The organism is Dyadobacter sp. CECT 9275 (genome assembly GCF_907164905.1).
GTDB lineage: Bacteria > Bacteroidota > Bacteroidia > Cytophagales > Spirosomataceae > Dyadobacter > Dyadobacter helix.
In genome coordinates this window covers 2,929,588-2,947,066 of the sequence record NZ_CAJRAF010000002.1, presented here as the reverse complement: position 1 = coordinate 2,947,066, position 17,479 = coordinate 2,929,588, and the positions used below count along the sequence as shown (strand labels likewise).

The following is a 17,479-nucleotide window of genomic DNA, read 5'->3' as shown; positions in this document are numbered from 1 at the left end:
GAACATTCCTGACAATGACCGTATATTTGTACTTAATATGAAAAATAATTACAACACTCTTCTATTGTGACGGATCCTTTACTCTATGTGCTGGGCGCATTTGTGCTGATTCAGTTATTTTATTATTTGTTTTTCTTCACCCGGCTGGCCTTTTATAGCAAAAGTACCAACTACCAGTCTGATTATACGGGGGTTACGGTGCTGGTTTGTGCCTGGAACGAAAGGGAAAACCTGGAAGAACTACTGCCTTTGCTGGATCAACAGGACTATCCGTTGTATGAGGTGATCTTGCTGGATGACCGTTCGGATGACGGCAGCGAAGAATTTATCCGGAACAACATATTTAACTGGAAAAATATAAGGTACATCCGGATCAACGATCAGTTTGACCACGTGACTCCCAAAAAATATGCACTGACCGTTGGAATGAAGCAGGCCACCTATCCGATCGCCCTGATGACGGACGCGGATTGCCGCCCCGACAGTAATCACTGGATAAAGTCCATGGCCTCGCAGGTGACATCAGAAAAAGATATTGTTCTCGGTTTTTCACCTTATTTCAAACTTCCCGGTCTGCTCAACTGGTTCATCCGCTGCGAAACATTTTACGCTGCAGTACAGTATCTTTCCATGGCCCTGGCAGGCCTTACCTATATGGGAGTGGGGCGCAACATTCTCTACAAGCGATCTGTTTTTTTTGCTAATAAGGGCTTTTACACGCACAGGAAGGTTTTCGGGGGAGATGATGATATTTTTCTGAACGAGGCAGCCTCCAGCACCAATACCACCATTTCTATTGAGCGTGAGTCATTTGTATATTCCAAACCGAAAACAACCTGGAACGACTGGTTCAGGCAAAAGCGCAGACATCTGGCCGTGAGCAGGTTTTACCGGGCACGAAATAAATTGATGCTCGGGCTTCTTTCGGGATCACACATCGGGGTATGGGCGCTAGCCATTGGAATGCTCGCTGATGGCTTGTTCAGGCATGATATACTGTTCCTGGAAGCATTAGGTGTTATCTGGGGTGTCAGATGGGTGATCCAGCTGTTCCTGCTGATACTGATCAACAACAAGCTCGGCAGGACGGTTGAATGGTTCAGCTTTTTACCAATGGATTTTGCATTGTTTATCTACTACCTGGTCTTCGGGTTCATTACACTTACAAAAAGAAAACCAAGAACTTCATGGAATTAATACTGCGCTATTTCCCGGATCTGACGGACGTTCAAAAAGACAGGATACGGCAAATGGAGGAGTTGTACCAGTATTGGAACGCACGTGTGAATGTGATTTCCAGGCAGGATATTGAAACATTATACGAGCGCCACGTGCTGCATTCGCTGGGTATTGCCAAGGTACAGGAGTTTAAGCCCGGAACGTCCATCCTGGATGTGGGTACGGGAGGCGGTTTTCCGGGTATACCGCTGGCTGTTATGTTCCCTGAAGCACAGTTTCACCTGGTAGACAGCATCGGGAAAAAAATACGGGTGGTGCAGGAAATAGCAAAAGAACTCGGGCTGGGCAATGTGAAGGCCGAGCAGGTACGGGCGGAGAAACTTGACGACCGTTACGAGTTCGTGGTGAGTCGTGCCGTCACACGGCTGAGCCCGTTTACCGGTTGGGTGAGAAATAAAATAAGCAGAAACTCTTTCCATGCGCTCAGGAATGGTATTTTATATCTGAAAGGAGGAGATCTCACCGAGGAAATTGCCGAACTGGGCATGAGAACCAAAGTATACGAGCTCTCTGATTATTTTGAAGAAGAATTTTTTGAGACTAAAAAGGTAGTATATGTACCTTTGTAATTCTGTCAGTCATTTACATTTGATAACCTGCATAAAAAATGAACGAACGTTATAGTGCCAGTGGCTTAATGAATCCGTTTTTTCCGGATGAAGTCACATTTGGCGAAAAAGGGGTGACCTTTAAAGTAAGTAAGCTTTTCAGAAGCACCGATAATTTTGTGTTTTATACCGATATCTCCGGCGTAGAGATCGACAGTGGGATGTTTTTTTCTACCATTCGGGTGATACCAAGAATGCGTCCCGAAATAATTATCAATAATTTTACAAAGGGAGATGCCAAGAAAGTCAAGGAGTTAATACTTCAGAAGGTACAGTCCTGATAAAAAAATAAGGGCTTCTGCTTGCGCTGTATTATTCATTAGCTTACATTTGCACCATAATTAGGAATAACAACCGGATTACACTCATAAATAGCTCACAAACCGTTTGCCGGCCGGTTAGAGCATCTGATTCACCATCAGAGGAGAAAAAGGCAAAACACTCCTGAATAGCTCAGCCGGTTAGAGCATCTGACTGTTAATCAGAGGGTCGTTGGTTCGAGCCCAACTTCGGGAGCCCTAAAAATGAAGCACTTAGCATTAATTTGCTAGGTGCTTTTTTCGTTAGTTGCAATAGGGCGACCTTTACCCTTTTAATTATCTGATTATTAGGGATCAGTCCGAAAAGTTGGGGGGCGATTAAAAAAGTAGTTCATTTGTAATGAACCAATTTTAGAGTCCATTGCAAGAATCATATCAAGCCTTAGTTCGCTTCCTATTACCAGAAGGGATCACCGTATTTTTTGAACTTTCCAAAATCGTCGAAGGCCTCACGGGTCTGCACATCTACCTGGAGGAGAAAAATCTTCCTCCCTCCGAATATAAAGATCAAAAATTAGAGTCTAAGGGCTTTCTGCCCGAGATATACATTCAGGACTTCCCTATTCGTAACCAGAAGGTTACACTCTGTATCAAACGCCGTCGTTGGGAAGTGAAGGATACGGGAGAGACTATTAGTAGGGATTGGGAATTGGTTCAAAAAGGGACGCGAATGACTAAGGAATTCGCGGATTTTTTAAAAGGATTGTATTGATAATCATCCTGTAAGTTGTTCTCAATTAGGCAAATACTTTCATTTGGATGGGAAGCAACTTCAGGAGCAATATAAAAGCCATATTAGCGATTACAAAGATTGGGAACAACGAGAGCATGCGGCCGAGTGGCTATTATATCCCGACAACACAGGTTCGCATCTTAGCATAGATGAAACATCACTGTCCAATGGTGAATTATATACAATTGTCACGGATAAAGCAGCCAAAGGACGTAAAGGTTCATTAGTAGCGATGGTCAAAGGTACGCAAGCTAATTCTGTCATTGAGATTTTGAGGAAGATTCCAAAGCGTACTCGTGATAAAGTAAGAGAAGTGACGTTGGACATGGCGGCCAACATGGGCATGATTGTGAGCCGATGCTTCCCAAAGGCGTCGAAGGTTATCGACCGTTTTCACGTCCAAAAACTAGCATTTGATGCAGTTCAGGAAATCAGGATTCAACATCGTTGGCAGGCCCTGGATCAAGAAAATGAAGCTATTGAAGCGGCCAGGCAATCCGGATTGATTTACCAGCCTGAGGTTTTGAGCAATGGAGATACGCTTAAACAATTGCTGGTCAGAAGCAGATACTTACTGTTTAAGCATCACGACAAATGGACACTGTCACAGGTTCATCGTTCGAGGCTACTTTTTGAGCGTTATCCGGTTGTTGAGCAAGCATACAAGCTGGCTAGTGGTCTTGGTACCATCTTTCGGGCTTGCAAACTCAAAGAACAAGCATTCAAGAAATTGGCGCTTTGGTATAACGAAGTTGAAGATTGCGGCCTTGATTCATTCAAAACTGTCGCCAGGTCGATCCAGACGCACTATCTGGACATTCTTAATTTCTTTAACAACAGAAGTACTAACGCTTCAGCTGAATCTTTCAACGCTAAGATCAAGGCTTTTAGGTCATCATCCAGAGGCGTTAGGGATATTCCATTTTTCCTATTCCGGCTTACAAAACTTTATGCTTAACTTCCCCCCCCCAGATTTTCAGCTTGACCCATTATTAGTTTTTTATAAAAATAATTAACCCCGAATATGTCAGAAACTGGCATAATTCGGGGTTTTTGCTTATCTTAAGGTTACCACACGTTAATATAAGCATATGCAAAATACTTTATTTTCCTGGGATTCCTACTACTCACAAAAATGGTATATTTTCAAGAATACTGAACTTGGTCGTCTTCATGACTGTATCGACTGGGATAATCTAGTTGAGTTGCTTCCTAAAAAGAAAACCCTGCGGGGTGCACCGTCCTGGTTACCGCCCAAAGGGCTTTTCGGGATGATGTTTTTGAAACATTATACTGGCCAGAGTGATCAAAAACTTCTGGATCGTTTCAACACCGACTGGGCGATGCAGCTGTTTTGTGGTGTATTATTGTCTGATAATGAATAAATTAAAGACAACTCTTTTGTCTCGAAGGTAAGAAGTTATCTGAGTCATCATGTGGATATGCAGGCAGTGCAAAAGGTCTTGATCTCTGCCTGGAAAAATGAAATTCCTGATAAAAATGTGCTTCTGATGGATGCTACCTGCTATGAAGTACATATGCGTTTTCCTACCGATACCAAGATCTTGTGGGAAAGTTGTCAATGGATCTGGGAAAAACAAATTCCAGCGCTTTGTCAACTTCATGGCCTCCGTCAACCACGATCCAAATATCAGGATCAAAAAAAGAAAACAAATGTTTATAGTAAACAAAGAAAAAAGACTTTCAGGAAAACAAAGTCCAGAAAGAATGCTTTATTAAAGTTGCTGCTGAAAGGAATAGATGCCTATCAAAATCTACTTAATCAATTGAAAGCAAGTGGGTTTACAGATAAGGATGCTGCTACTTTCAAGACGATCAAGATGGTTTATCAGCAGCAGTATCACCATTTCCAATACCCAAAAGTTAAAATAAAAGAGAGGATTGTCAGTATCTATAAGCCGTATATCAGACCTATTGTTCGGGGAAAAGAGAACAAACCCGTTGAGTTCGGGCTTAAGGTACACAAAATACAGGTAGGTGGAATTAGCATTCTCGAACACGTTAGTTACAAAGCTTTTAACGAATGTAAGAGACTTAAAATAAGCATATTAAAGCTTGATTCCTTTGTGCAGGACTAGAATCTTACGAATCCTGACCGCATTCTAGTTCGTTGTTCGCGATTTGCAAACAACGAACTAGAATTATATATTTACGTCATGAAAGCTCATAACGGAATGCGTCCCTTGGACGTGGTCATTTTACTAAAAATCGTCTGTCTAGAAGGTAATCCTTGGCAATACAGAGATTTGTCGTCAAAGCTCTATATAAGTGTGTCAGAAGTTTCAGAATCTTTGAGTAGGAGCCATATCGCGGGGTTGATAGATGAGAGCAAAAAAAAGGTCCGGGCTAACAACCTCATGGAATTTATAGAATTCGGGCTGCCCTACGTCTTTCCCGTGGTACCGGGACAAATCGTCACTGGTGTTCCAACCGCCTATTCGAACCCGTTTTACAAAGCACATTTTCTGGGATCGGTTGATTACGTCTGGAAGGACGAGCAGGGAACCATGCGGGGCCTTTCCATCGAACCGCTTCACAAAGGAGTAACAAAGGCAGTGTTAGAGGATGAGGTACTTTACAAATTACTCTCCGGTATCGATATTTTGCGGGTTGGGCGAACGCGAGAAAAGAAGATGGCCTTGCAACAAATGAAGATGTTAATCCTTAAAAAATGAGCCAAAGAGAAAATATTCTGCGAATCAAGGCTGTTTATGACGCGTTAGAAGAGCTGCAGGATTCGGCAATTTTTGTTGGTGGGGCAACAGTAGCCTTATATGTTCAACGTGTTGCAGAAGAAATAAGGCCCACTGACGACGTAGATATATTAATTGAAGTAACTGATTACAAGGCTTATGCGGATTTGGAAGAAAAATTACGGTCTAAGGGATTTACCAATGACATTGAATCCGGTGTAATCTGCAGATATAAAGTACAGGGAATTATTGTTGATGTTATGCCTACCGATAAAGAGGTTCTTGGATTCAGCAATATCTGGTATCCGGAGGGTTTTAAATCTGCAGTAAAATGTGATTTAGGAGGCGGTTACCATATTAATATATTCAGACCGGAGTATCTGGTCGCAAGTAAGCTGGAGGCATTCAAGAATCGAGGTGGCAGCGATGGAAGGACAAGTACCGACTTTGAGGATTTGGTCTACATTTTGAATCACCGAACCTCATTGTGGGAGGAGATGCGTTTAGCGAAAGAAGATGTCAAACTTTATTTGCAACAAGAATTTCAGAAGATCCTCGAGAGTGATTATTCCGAAGAATGGATCAGCGCTCATTTGGAACATGCCGAGCAGAGGAGGGTAAACTATATTCTGGGTAATCTGGCAGAGTTTTGTTTTTGGGCAGCAAATTCGGAATCTGAGAAATGAAGTCGTAATCAATTTTGCGAGTTTATTACGCTGAACATCGCCGCATTAAGTGTCAAAAACTGACCATGTGAAATCTCTTTCGCTTTCCATAATGACGTGCTAGATGCTTGGACAGAGGAAACGGTTTGGGCAGAAATCATCAATGAGGACCAGGGACTTTACAAAATAGACAATCCCTCGTTGTCCATAGTCTCCAGACTACGGACGAGCGTCTCCGGTCTATGACCGAAAGTATACACCTGCAACCACAAAGCTTTCGGTCTGGAAACCGATTTCGCCTGGTTGTAGTCAGAAGACTACAACCAACAGCAGATCAGACCGGAAAAACACCGCTTTAGATGTTAAAAAAACGTATGTTACAAAAGTAAAAAATGCCGTACCCTGTGAAAACACATCTGTACGGCCTATCCAATTGAAGATCAATCCGCACCGCATGATTTGACATTCCAGATTATTGATTAGGTTGATGTTTTTTCCAGGAAGGTGTACCGTGTTCTGGTGATTGAAAGCATGAGTTTTTGTCGCTTAAAGTAAAGGGCTTGAAATTTATGCTTATGTGATCATAACCACCATGTGCACGTGATTTGGCGCGTCCGCAACGAGAATTTGTCGGATGTCGTACGGGATTTTAAAAAATTCACAGGCAGGAGAGGCATCGGAACTATTCAAGCTGGGGCAGAAAGCAGGCAGGACTGGATGCTAAAACGATTAGGTACTGTCCACACCAATCATCTATAAATTGAGCAGATCCATGTTGGATGGCCGAGAGTGAGTATTAACCGGAAAGAGGAGATAGATATTGTCGCGAGAAAAATATCTATCGTAATATTGCAATTATAAAATCGATACCTATATTTGCACCATGGGAGTGACGAAAACCGAAATATTCACGGAGCAGCAAAACCGTATGGCAGATCTGGCCAAGGCATTTTCGCACCCGGCCAGGGTGGCGATCCTTCAATTGCTGATTGCCCGGAAGTCCTGTGTGTGTGGAGACCTGGTGGATGAGCTCGAACTGGCCCAAGCCACCGTATCGCAGCACTTGAAAGAATTAAAGAGAATTGGGATCATTCAGGGAGAGATCAATCCGCCACGGGTTTGCTATTGCATCAATCCCGTGGTATGGTCGGAAGCTCAGGCGGCATTTGGGACATTACTGGAAGCATATACATTGACCACATCATGCTGTCGCTAGCTTTTTTTTGAAACAATTAATCGTAATATTACATTTAATCGATAAAATATGAACCAATTGAATCCAGCGGCCGGCGGTCCCATGACATGGGGTGATTTCAAAAATACCCTGGCGCAAAATCCAGATTTACACCTTCAATTTCAGTATGAAGAAGGCAAGTTTGTCGATAACTCTTACCACATTACCGAAATCAAGCAAGCCCCGATCGTTTCGGTGGACTGCGGTGGCGTGATGAATAGCTGGACAGAAATCATTGTACAGCTATGGGAACCTTCGGTTGCTGAAGCCGATCGAGCAATGAAAGTAAGTAAAGCTTTAAAAATTGTGAACCTTGTAGAAAAATCACTTCCGCTCAATCCGCTTGGTGTTGTCAAAATTGAGTTTGGTAATTCAAAATTCGATACGCGCCAAATGTATCCAGGTGAGTTTGTTTCTGAAGGTGACAGTTTTACTGTGAAGTTGGAAGCTGATTTTACACAATGCAAAGCCTTGACCAGGGGAGGGAGTTGCGGTACGACACCTTCGGGCGAAGAATGCTGCACGCCGGCTACAAATACGTCATCTGCAAAGCAAACGCCCGTACTGGAAACAGCAGGTGCTGAAAACCAAAGCTGCACACCAGGGGGCGGATGTTGCTAACAGGTGCCTGCCAGGAGCTTCCCGCCTGGCATTTCTAAAAAGCACCCGATAAGCAGGATGTAATTCGGATTTATTCACAAAAAAGCCGACGGCTGATTGCCGTACGGCAGTAGCAACATGAAAAAAATATTAGTACTCTGTACCGGTAATAGTTGCCGGAGCCAGATGGCCGAAGGCTATCTCAGAAAATTTGCTGGTGAAAAAGCAGACATATATAGTGCAGGGGTTGAGACGCACGGTGTCAACCCCAAAGCGATTACCATCATGGCCGAAGATGGCATTGATATTTCAGGACACTCATCAAACAATATAGAAGAATACTCTGGCATCGACTTTGATTTTGTGATCACTGTCTGTGATAACGCCAAAGAGCGCTGCCCGTATTTTCCGACCAATGCAAAGAAATTCCATCACAACTTTCCTGATCCTGGCAAAGCTACTGGTAGCGAGCGGCAGGTAACAGACGCGTTTCGCACGGTCAGAGAAATGATTAAAACCTACAGTGAGAACTTCGTGAAAGAAAACTTATAATTATGTCAGCAACGAACACGATCCGGCGTTCCGGCGTTCCGGCAAACCGAAAGAAACTTGGCTTTCTGGACCGTTACTTAACTTTCTGGATCTTTAGCGCTATGGCAATTGGTGTGGGACTTGGCAATTTTGTGCCTTCGATCCCAGCATATATCAATACTTTTTCAAGCGGAACGACCAACATTCCGTTGGCCATTGGGCTGATTTTGATGATGTACCCACCACTGGCCAAGGTAAAATATAACAAAATGGGAGAGGTATTTAGGAATACCAAAGTGATGACGGTCTCGTTGATATTAAACTGGATTGTGGGGCCTGTTCTCATGTTCATCCTTGCCATCATTTTTCTTCCAAATCACTCGGAATATATGGTCGGCCTGATTTTGATCGGGTTGGCGCGTTGTATTGCCATGGTGCTGGTCTGGAATGAGCTTGCCGAAGGGAGCCGTGAGTATGCAGCCGGGCTTGTGGCGCTTAACAGCGTATTCCAGGTTTTGCTTTACAGTTTCTATGCTTACTTTTTTATAACAGTTCTGCCTCCTTTGGTAGGTTTGAAAGGCCTTGATGTAAATATTACAATAGCGCAAATTGCGGCCAGTGTAGGTGTTTACCTGGGGATTCCATTTGCAGCAGGCGTGCTAAGCCGGATTGGGCTTACAGCACTGAAAGGAGAGCAGTGGTATGAGCAGAAGTTTATCCCTTTCATTTCACCCATCACACTGGTTGCACTGTTGTCAACGATTATCTTGATGTTTTCGCTTAAAGGGGAGCTGATCGTCCAGCTACCGGGTGACGTGCTTTTGGTTGCAATACCGTTGGTGATCTACTTTGTCATTATGTTTTTAGTGAGCTTTTTCATCGCCAAATCGCAGGGAGCTGACTACTCACAAAATGCTTCTATCGCTTTCACTGCTTCGGGTAACAACTTTGAGTTGGCAATTGCGGTGGCCATTGGTGTATTTGGCATTAATTCCGGACAGGCATTTGTGGGCGTGATCGGGCCATTGGTAGAAGTACCTGCTTTGATTGCGTTAGTGAATGTGGCTTTCTGGCTCCGCGATAAATATTACAAACCGGAAAATATCCAGCCAACCCATGGAAGTATATGATCTCATTGTAATCGGTGGTGGGCAGAGCGGATTGGCGTGTGGTTATTTCCTGCGCCGTGCCGGTCTGAAATACATCATTCTGGACGATCAACAGCAGGGTGGCGGAGCCTGGCAACATACCTGGGATTCGCTGACACTGTTTTCTCCGGCAGAGTACAGTTCGCTGCCAGGATGGATGATGCCTAAATCAGAGAAAGAATTCCCACCCAAACAGCAGGTGCTGGACTATTTAATTCAGTATCAGACTCGTTATGATCTGCCTGTTAAGCATGGCGTAAAAGTGACGGACGTGAAAAAGGAAGGGGGTGTCTTTTTGTTAACTACGAGTCAGGGGGACTATCAAAGCAGGTCTGTGATTTCTGCTACCGGCACTTTTCAAAAGCCGTTTGTTCCGGTAGTTCCTGGTAATGATCTGTTCAAAGGGCAGCAGTTGCATTCAGCTCAGTATAAAAATGAGGTTCCTTTTAAGGGTAAATCCGTATTGGTGGTTGGGGGCGGCAATTCGGGTGCTCAGATCCTGGCCGAAGTATCCAGGGTTGCAAGCACAGTTTGGGCAACAGCCAAAGAACCCCAATTTCTGCCAGACGATGTGGATGGCCGTGTGCTTTTTGATGTGGCATCTGCCAAATACCATGCAATGAAGGAGGGAAAAGAGTTCAAATCTTCCGAGTATAACATTGGCAATGTCGTGATGGTACCGTCAGTAAGAGATGCCCGTGCCCGTGGTGTGCTCAAAGCACGTGAAACCTTCAGTGAATTTTACGAAAAAGGGGTTGTGTGGCCGGATGGTACCCATCAGCAGTTTGATGTGGTGATCTGGTGCACAGGCTTCGGATTTGCAACAGATTACCTTAGGGAACTAGGTATTATTCTCGAAAATGGAAAAATTGAATGTGAAGGTACCAGGGCTTTACAAATCGATGGACTTTGGCTGGTGGGTTATGGCAGTTTCACAGGCTTTGCATCGGCAACATTAATCGGTGTAGGCCGCTCGGCACGTCAAACTATCAATGAAATTATTGAATTTTTAAATAAAGATTTATGAGAATTGCCCTTTTTTCCGACATTCACGCCAACCTTCCAGCATTGGAGGCGTTTTTCAAAGATGTTGAAACCCGTGATACAGACGCCATTTATTGTCTGGGGGATTTGGTGGGCTATAACGTCTGGCCTAATCAGGTGATCGATTTAGTTCGTAAGCGTGGCATTGCTACCATCGCGGGAAACCACGATTTAAAAGTAGCCAAAATCTATCCCTCTGAGGACGTGTGCAGTACAGAAAAAAGTAGTGACTATGCTTATAAGCTTGTTGGAGAGAAAGAGAGGGAATACTTACTAACCCTGCCCAGGCATTTGGATGTGGAGTTCCGGTTAAACACTGACTCTTTAAATATGCTACTGGTTCACGGTAGCCCACGCAGCATTAATGAGTATTTGCTGGAAGAATTACCACCGGATTATGTTACGGAGATGGTGAAAGAATTCAAAGCAGATATTTTATGTTTTGGCCATTCGCATAAACCGTATCACCGCATCATTAATTCCGGTGAAGATGGTGATGACTATTTCCACCATCTGATTAATACGGGTTCGGTGGGAAAACCCAAAGATGGTGATGCCAGGGCCTGTTATGTAATGCTGACTATTGACCCTATGGCAAGCACGAAGAGTCCGGACGGTGTACAAGTTAAATTCATCCGTGTTAAATACGATGTGGAAAAAGCGGCCCGGGCGGTTGAGCTAAGCCTTTTGCCTGATGCATTTGCTGATAATTTAAGAAAAGCCTGCTAACCTTTTATGACGGTCCGTCGGCATTAGGCTCCTTTCTTAGAATTTGTACTGATACAGCGGCAACAAAACGAAATACTGTGAGAAGGGACTTGCTTTTAGCCGAAACGAGCCCGGAAGCGACGGCTTTAGTTTTGCATAACCGGTGCATGGGCCCGGACAGGGTATTCACGTTTTATCTGTCCTTTAAAGGCTTTTTGTTTCAATTCTAAAGGTATATATTTCATTATTGAGTTGAAATTTTCAGTTGACAGCAGTATCATTTGGTAATTTTCTACTTTTGGTTTCCTGAATGATACCAGTGATATCAACTTTCTAAAATTTTCAGCCTATTGGAAAAGTATACTCCCAATAATGTTTCAGGATATTCTTCTGAATGGAACATCTGGTATTCCTTCAAGCAGGGAAATCGTCAGGCATTTGAGGAACTGTATAAAGGTTATTTTAAAATCCTGAATAATTATGGTTCACGCATAACCTCTGACAATCAGTTACTGGAAGATGCAATCCACGATGTTTTTATTGATCTCTGGAGGCGGAGGGAATATCTGGCCGACGTAGAGAACATCAAGTTTTATCTGTTCAGAGCACTCCGGAACCAGATCATCAGAAATGGGAAAAATATTCTTGAAAATACCGAGGATATTGATAAGTTTTTGGATTACCTGGTTTCATTGTCCTATGAGGAACAGTCGATTGACTCGGAGCACGCGCAGCACAGAACCGTGCGCATTCAAAACGCCATCGCAGACCTATCCGAACGGCAAAGGGAGGTAATCAACCTTCGGTTTTACCATGCCCTAAGTTTGGACGAAATTTCAGCGCTGATGGGGCTATCCAAACAATGTGTGAGCAATCTCTTATTTAAATCTTATACCGTGCTGCGCCTTAAACTTAGAGAGTTGTCCATGCTTTCCGTTCTGACCTCCTTGTTAGTGAGCCAGTGATATCCGGCGAATGAAAGCATTTTGGAAAAAAAATGTCAATATTAGGTTAGTTTCTGAAAATTCTGTACCTATTATATAAAGTAATAAGGTATTTTCTGCTGAAAATGAAAGACAAGGATTTTGATTTCGAGGGTCTTCTAAACGATGATTCCTTTATTAACTGGGTTTTAAATGGCATAGATTCGTCTGTGTGGGAGGAGTTTGTCCTTTTGAATCCCGGGCACAGGGACACCGTTATTAAAGCGTCCCGCACCATAAGGGAGTTGCATCAGGCCGAGAAAATCACTACTTCTTCGGCAGATGAGAAGCAGGTATGGGCACGAATCACCTCCACCCTGGACATAGAAAGCCGGGAGGTACCTGCAAGTATCTCAACGGAGAGAGGTTATCGAAAATATAAATTAGCCGCTGGCGCAGCATTTTTGGTCGTAATTCTGTTGGGTGTCTGGCGCGTTTACTTTTCAAAAGAGAAGATCACCTATCAGGAGCTTGTGATACATGCCCAAAATTCCCAGGAACTGCAGGAATACAGAAATTCCGGTACATTGCCGTTAAAAGTGAAACTGCCCGATGGTAGTGTTGTGACGTTGAGCAAGAACAGTAAAATTAGTTATCCCAAACAGTTTGAAAAACAAAAACGCGTCGTTCTAATGAGTGGAGATGCTTTTTTTGAGGTAACCAAGGATCGTTACCGGCCTTTTTATGTTTATGCAAACGAAACCATCACAAAAGTGTTGGGGACCAGTTTCCGGATTACCGCTTTTGACCATGAGAAAAAAGTTACAGTGAATGTACGAACGGGCCGGGTATCAGTATTCAAACAGAGCACAATACAAACAGCCGATCCCGAAACCATGGGGTTGGTATTGTTGCCGAACCAGAAGGTTACCTTTGATCGGGAAAAGGAGAGCCTTGTAAAAAATCTGATCGAAACCCCGGTTCCCATTATTCAGGTTCCTGCCGATGAAATAAAAAAGTTTGACGAAGTAAATGTCTCGGAAATTTTCGCTGAACTCGAAAAACGATATGGCATACGCATCATTTACGACCAGGAACTGACTTCAAAATGTATTTTGTCTCTGACTTTGCGAGCAGAGTCTTTATATGACAATCTGGACGTGATCTGCAAAACCATTGAAGGGAGTTATAAGGTAGTAGATGCGCAGATCGTCATTGAATCGAAGGGCTGTCAATAGCCTGTACCCCTTCCTCTTCATTTGCTGATACCGTCCCGGTAGGGTTAAAATGAAATAAATGATAAAAAAACAAAAAATATTTTAAGTCCTTAGGTTAGTTTTAGGAAGTACCCGTACCTGTATAATATCAATATCAGATTGATGCCGAAAAATGCCGACGCCATGACGCCACATCCCAGCGATGCAGCATGGAAGAAAACAGCCCACATCTTTTAGTCAAAACCAAACAATAGGATTATGGTTATTTTTATGATCAGTAAAGTGTTAAAAACAACTACAATGACCGCGACACAACTCCTGTTTGCTGTGCTGCTAACGGGTTTAAGTTATGCTTCGCCTACGTTGTCGCAGGAACTTCTTAAAGAACGTTTATCTATATCCGTTAGAGGAGGTTCTTTGAAATCCATTTTAAAAGACATCGAAAAACAGGTGGACGTGTCGTTTTCATACCAGAAAAATGTAATTGCTTTAGATGAAAAAATCTCAATAGAAGTAAAAAATGAAACGCTTGACGACCTGCTGAGCCGTGTACTGACTCCGAGAAATATCAGCTACCAGCTTGTGAATGTAAACCAGGTAGTACTAACCAAAATGAAGGTCAACTCAAAGGAGCCAAGCGGTGCGGTGGATTCAAAAAAAATATCCCATGTTCTCGAAAAGCAGATAGCTGGCAAAGTAACTGACGAAAAAGGGGAAGGCCTGCCAGGGGTAAGTATTGTCATAAAGGGGTCACAAATGGGGACTAGCACCGAAGCCGATGGTACCTACCGCCTGGCCATTCCGGGAGCAAAGTCGGTACTGATTTTTTCTTATGTCGGCTACATTTCGGAAGAAAAAGTAGTGGGCGACCAGCTCATTATGAATGTTGTTCTGAAGATAGACAACAAGGCCCTGGACGAAGTAGTAGTAACGGCTTTTGGCCAAAAACAGCACAAAGAAGCCGTAGTGGGAGCCGTCACCACGATTCGTCCGTCGGACCTGAAAATACCCGCCAGCAACCTTACCACAGCCATTGCAGGGAGGCTTTCGGGGGTTATTGGTTACCAGCGAGGCGGTGAACCCGGTGTAGATAACGCCACTTTTTTTATCCGGGGAATCACCACGTTCGGTACCAATAATTCGCCGCTGATTCTGGTGGACAACGTGGAACTTACAGTGACGGATCTTGCCCGCTTGCAGCCCGACGACATCGAGAGTTTTTCCATCCTGAAGGATGCAAGTGCTACTGCACTGTACGGTGCCCGCGGCGCTAACGGAGTGGTTTACGTGACCACCAAACAAGGGAAAGCCGGAAAGGCAAAAATTAATTTTCGGATAGAAAATTCGGTTTCGATGCCCACTCAGAATGTGGAGCTCGCAGACCCGATCACCTATATGAAGCTCTATAATGAGGCACAGCTGACGCGGGATCCGCTTGCTCCCATTAAATATTCTCAAAACCAGATAGACAATACCCTCCGTGGAGGTAATCCTTACATTTACCCCGCAACAGACTGGCGAAAAGCCCTTTTTAAAAAATACACACAAAACAGGCGTGGGAACCTGAGCGTATCCGGAGGTGGAGAAGTGGCGCAGTATTATGTGGCTACTTCTTTCAGCAACGACAATGGGATACTGAAGGTAGACAAAATGAACAATTTTAATAATAACGTAAAGCTCAACAACTACTCGGTACGTTCCAATGTAAATATCAATCTGAGCGGTTCCACCCAGTTAATCGTCAGGTTGTATGGAAATTTCGATGATTACAACGGGCCGATCGACGGAGGTTCCGGATTGTATCAGAAAGCCCTGAAGACAAGCCCTACCTCCTATCCGGCTTTTTACGCACCAGATGAAGACAATAAAGCCACAGATCATATTCTGTTCGGGAATTTTGACCAGGGACAGTACCTCAACCCTTATGCCGATATGGTCAAGGGATACAAGCAATATTCGCGCTCGAAAATGCTCACACAGCTGGAACTGACCCAGAAACTGGATTTTCTGGTAAAAGGGCTAAATGTGCGGGGACTGGCAAATATTAACCGGTATTCCTACTTTGATGTTACCCGTGCTTACAATCCCTATTTCTACCGTGCAGGATCGTATGATAAGCAAACCGATACTTACAGGCTCAACTGGCTTAATCAGCAAACGAGCCAGTTCTTTTCGGAACCTGCTACGGAGTACCTCAATTATAAGCCCGGAAGCAAAGACCTGGAAACATTTCTTTATCTGCAGGGAACAGCAGATTACACCCGTGTTTTCAAAGAAGTACACTCAGTGAACGCGACAATCGTTACCACCCTGCAGCAGAGCTTGAAAAACAACTCCACCGCGACCAGTCAGCCTACGCTTCAGCTTTCGCTCCCCAGCCGAAACACCGGCATTTCGGGAAGGCTTTCGTATTCGTTTGACAATCGCTATTTCGCCGAGTTCAACTTTGGATATAATGGCTCCGAACGGTTTTACAAAACCAAGCAGTTCGGTTTCTTCCCCACCATCGGCGGGGCATGGGTGATTTCCAATGAAAATTTCTGGAAACCAGTTGAAACTATTGTAAACAAACTGAAGGTAAGGGGATCCTTCGGGCTGGTGGGCAATGACGCCATCGGCAGCGCTTATGACCGCTTCTTTTTCCTTTCAGAAGTGAATCTCAATGACACAAGAAGAGGCGCCACCTTCGGGTTTAATTCCAATACCTACCGTGAAGGGGTCTCCATTTCCAGATATGAAAACAAGGATATCACCTGGGAAACCTCCCATCAGACCAATCTGGGACTGGAGTTTTCTCTCTTGCAGAAGCTCAACGTGATTGCCGAAATTTATAAACAACGACGCTCGAATATCCTGATGACACGGGCATCTATTCCAACTACGACGGGGCTTTCCGTCATTCCCCAGGCCAATGTCGGAGAAGCTAAGTCCAAGGGGTTTGATCTGGCGGTGGATTTCAATCAAAACTTCAGTAACGGAGCGTGGATGATCGCCAGAGGAAATCTCACGATGGCACGAGGCATCTATTCCGTCTATGAGGAGCCCGATTATCAGGATCGTTACCTTTCCAAGGTGGGGCAATCCATCACGCAACCAAGGGGTCTGATCGCCGAAAGGCTTTTTATAGATGAGAATGACGTTAAGAATTCACCTCGCCAAAATTTTGGAACATACGGCGCGGGGGATCTGAAATACAGAGATATTAATCGGGATGGACAGATTACCAATGCCGACTTTGTACCCATCGGATTTCCGGAAACACCCGAAATTACCTACGGTTTTGGTCTCTCCGCAGGCCGTAACCAGTTCGATTTCTCCGTGTTTTTTCAGGGTTTGGGCAGAGAATCATTCTTTATCAATCCTGTAGCAACAGCACCATTTATAAATTACCCGTATGATAATAATGGGATAAACCCTTTATATCCATCCAATTTGATCGGTGAAAACGCACTTTTGAAGGCTTTTGCGGATAGCCACTGGTCAGAAGAAAACCAGGATATCTACGCCGTGTGGCCGCGTTTATCCACCTCGGTCAACCAAAATAATTCCCAGCGGAGTACCTGGTACATGCGGGACGGGTCATTCTTAAGGCTGAAAACGCTGGAGGCTGGTTACACGGTAAAAGGGAAATTGCTGGATAATCTTAAAATCACCAACATGCGCTTTTATTTCAGCGGTACCAACCTGCTTACTTTCAGCAAGTTTAAGTTGTGGGATCCCGAAATGGGTGGAAATGGTCTCGGCTACCCGGTGCAAAAAGTTTACAACATTGGTTTGAATCTCAATTTTTAAGTC

18 protein-coding genes and 1 tRNA gene are annotated in these 17,479 nt (G+C 44.0%); all 19 read left to right on the top strand.

Annotation, left to right across the window (positions count from 1 at the left end; translation table 11 throughout):
- Positions 1 to 66: 66 nt before the first annotated feature.
- The 19 genes from KOE27_RS19905 to KOE27_RS19815 all read left to right on the top strand — a co-directional run bounded on the left by KOE27_RS19905 (position 67) and on the right by KOE27_RS19815 (position 17,476).
- Positions 67 to 1,197: a glycosyltransferase gene (locus tag KOE27_RS19905; RefSeq protein WP_215240553.1), complete on the top strand. Its 1,131-nt coding sequence runs from the start codon at positions 67 to 69 to the stop codon at positions 1,195 to 1,197.
- A complete protein-coding gene (gene rsmG / locus KOE27_RS19900) occupies positions 1,188 to 1,808 on the top strand; it encodes a 16S rRNA (guanine(527)-N(7))-methyltransferase RsmG (protein WP_215240552.1) in 621 nt (206 codons plus the stop codon). The genes KOE27_RS19905 and rsmG overlap by 10 nt, the downstream gene beginning before the upstream one ends.
- Before the next feature lie 38 nt (positions 1,809 to 1,846).
- Positions 1,847 to 2,128, top strand: coding sequence for a hypothetical protein (locus KOE27_RS19895; protein ID WP_215240551.1), 282 nt, complete (start codon positions 1,847 to 1,849; stop codon positions 2,126 to 2,128).
- A gap of 161 nt (positions 2,129 to 2,289) precedes the next feature.
- Positions 2,290 to 2,363, top strand: a tRNA-Asn gene (locus KOE27_RS19890).
- 165 nt (positions 2,364 to 2,528) lie between these two features.
- Positions 2,529 to 2,879 (top strand): ISAon1 family transposase N-terminal region protein, encoded by a 351-nt coding sequence (locus KOE27_RS19885; protein WP_215240550.1) that lies wholly within the window; start codon positions 2,529 to 2,531, stop codon positions 2,877 to 2,879.
- Between the two features lie 43 nt (positions 2,880 to 2,922).
- Positions 2,923 to 3,858 carry an ISAon1 family transposase gene (locus KOE27_RS19880; RefSeq protein WP_215240549.1) on the top strand — a complete coding sequence of 312 codons (936 nt, stop codon included), beginning with the start codon at positions 2,923 to 2,925 and terminating at the stop codon, positions 3,856 to 3,858.
- A 133-nt stretch (positions 3,859 to 3,991) separates the two neighbouring features.
- Positions 3,992 to 4,285: a transposase gene (locus KOE27_RS19875; RefSeq protein WP_215240548.1), complete on the top strand. Its 294-nt coding sequence runs from the start codon at positions 3,992 to 3,994 to the stop codon at positions 4,283 to 4,285.
- Positions 4,286 to 4,342: 57 nt separating this feature from the next.
- Complete coding sequence (locus KOE27_RS19870) at positions 4,343 to 4,999, top strand: hypothetical protein (RefSeq protein WP_215240547.1); 657 nt, start codon at positions 4,343 to 4,345, stop codon at positions 4,997 to 4,999.
- A gap of 279 nt (positions 5,000 to 5,278) precedes the next feature.
- Entirely contained in the window at positions 5,279 to 5,596 is a 318-nt protein-coding gene (locus tag KOE27_RS29685; protein ID WP_229252847.1) for a hypothetical protein, read from the top strand.
- Positions 5,593 to 6,300 (top strand): nucleotidyl transferase AbiEii/AbiGii toxin family protein, encoded by a 708-nt coding sequence (locus tag KOE27_RS19860; protein ID WP_215240546.1) that lies wholly within the window; start codon positions 5,593 to 5,595, stop codon positions 6,298 to 6,300. The genes KOE27_RS29685 and KOE27_RS19860 overlap by 4 nt, the downstream gene beginning before the upstream one ends.
- 862 nt (positions 6,301 to 7,162) lie before the next feature.
- Positions 7,163 to 7,495, top strand: coding sequence for an ArsR/SmtB family transcription factor (locus tag KOE27_RS19855; RefSeq protein ID WP_215240545.1), 333 nt, complete (start codon positions 7,163 to 7,165; stop codon positions 7,493 to 7,495).
- Positions 7,496 to 7,543: 48 nt separating this feature from the next.
- Positions 7,544 to 8,134 (top strand): DUF6428 family protein, encoded by a 591-nt coding sequence (locus KOE27_RS19850; protein WP_229252846.1) that lies wholly within the window; start codon positions 7,544 to 7,546, stop codon positions 8,132 to 8,134.
- Between the two features lie 117 nt (positions 8,135 to 8,251).
- Complete coding sequence (locus KOE27_RS19845) at positions 8,252 to 8,665, top strand: arsenate reductase ArsC (protein WP_215240544.1); 414 nt, start codon at positions 8,252 to 8,254, stop codon at positions 8,663 to 8,665.
- 2 nt (positions 8,666 to 8,667) lie between these two features.
- Positions 8,668 to 9,774: an ACR3 family arsenite efflux transporter gene (gene arsB / locus KOE27_RS19840; RefSeq protein ID WP_215240543.1), complete on the top strand. Its 1,107-nt coding sequence runs from the start codon at positions 8,668 to 8,670 to the stop codon at positions 9,772 to 9,774.
- A complete protein-coding gene (locus tag KOE27_RS19835) occupies positions 9,761 to 10,819 on the top strand; it encodes an ArsO family NAD(P)H-dependent flavin-containing monooxygenase (protein WP_215240542.1) in 1,059 nt (352 codons plus the stop codon). The genes arsB and KOE27_RS19835 overlap by 14 nt, the downstream gene beginning before the upstream one ends.
- Complete coding sequence (locus KOE27_RS19830) at positions 10,816 to 11,565, top strand: metallophosphoesterase family protein (RefSeq protein WP_215240541.1); 750 nt, start codon at positions 10,816 to 10,818, stop codon at positions 11,563 to 11,565. The genes KOE27_RS19835 and KOE27_RS19830 overlap by 4 nt, the downstream gene beginning before the upstream one ends.
- Positions 11,566 to 11,894: 329 nt before the next feature.
- Complete coding sequence (locus tag KOE27_RS19825; RefSeq protein WP_215240540.1) at positions 11,895 to 12,509, top strand: RNA polymerase sigma factor; 615 nt, start codon at positions 11,895 to 11,897, stop codon at positions 12,507 to 12,509.
- Positions 12,510 to 12,613: 104 nt separating this feature from the next.
- Complete coding sequence (locus KOE27_RS19820) at positions 12,614 to 13,705, top strand: FecR family protein (RefSeq protein WP_215240539.1); 1,092 nt, start codon at positions 12,614 to 12,616, stop codon at positions 13,703 to 13,705.
- 279 nt (positions 13,706 to 13,984) lie between these two features.
- Entirely contained in the window at positions 13,985 to 17,476 is a 3,492-nt protein-coding gene (locus tag KOE27_RS19815; protein ID WP_215240538.1) for a TonB-dependent receptor, read from the top strand.
- Positions 17,477 to 17,479 lie beyond the last annotated feature (3 nt).

Excerpts from the sequence above, each read along its gene's own strand:
- rsmG (WP_215240552.1), top strand. The coding sequence starts at position 1,188 with ATGGAATTAATACTGCGCTATTTCCCGGATCTGACGGACGTTCAAAAA.
- KOE27_RS19895 (WP_215240551.1), top strand. The coding sequence starts at position 1,847 with ATGAACGAACGTTATAGTGCCAGTGGCTTAATGAATCCGTTTTTTCCG.
- KOE27_RS19875 (WP_215240548.1), top strand. The coding sequence starts at position 3,992 with ATGCAAAATACTTTATTTTCCTGGGATTCCTACTACTCACAAAAATGG.
- KOE27_RS19870 (WP_215240547.1), top strand. The coding sequence starts at position 4,343 with ATGCAGGCAGTGCAAAAGGTCTTGATCTCTGCCTGGAAAAATGAAATT.
- KOE27_RS29685 (WP_229252847.1), top strand. The coding sequence starts at position 5,279 with ATGGAATTTATAGAATTCGGGCTGCCCTACGTCTTTCCCGTGGTACCG.
- KOE27_RS19860 (WP_215240546.1), top strand. The coding sequence starts at position 5,593 with ATGAGCCAAAGAGAAAATATTCTGCGAATCAAGGCTGTTTATGACGCG.
- KOE27_RS19855 (WP_215240545.1), top strand. The coding sequence starts at position 7,163 with ATGGGAGTGACGAAAACCGAAATATTCACGGAGCAGCAAAACCGTATG.
- KOE27_RS19850 (WP_229252846.1), top strand. The coding sequence starts at position 7,544 with ATGAACCAATTGAATCCAGCGGCCGGCGGTCCCATGACATGGGGTGAT.
- KOE27_RS19845 (WP_215240544.1), top strand. The coding sequence starts at position 8,252 with ATGAAAAAAATATTAGTACTCTGTACCGGTAATAGTTGCCGGAGCCAG.
- arsB (WP_215240543.1), top strand. The coding sequence starts at position 8,668 with ATGTCAGCAACGAACACGATCCGGCGTTCCGGCGTTCCGGCAAACCGA.
- KOE27_RS19835 (WP_215240542.1), top strand. The coding sequence starts at position 9,761 with ATGGAAGTATATGATCTCATTGTAATCGGTGGTGGGCAGAGCGGATTG.
- KOE27_RS19830 (WP_215240541.1), top strand. The coding sequence starts at position 10,816 with ATGAGAATTGCCCTTTTTTCCGACATTCACGCCAACCTTCCAGCATTG.
- KOE27_RS19820 (WP_215240539.1), top strand. The coding sequence starts at position 12,614 with ATGAAAGACAAGGATTTTGATTTCGAGGGTCTTCTAAACGATGATTCC.
- KOE27_RS19815 (WP_215240538.1), top strand. The coding sequence starts at position 13,985 with ATGACCGCGACACAACTCCTGTTTGCTGTGCTGCTAACGGGTTTAAGT.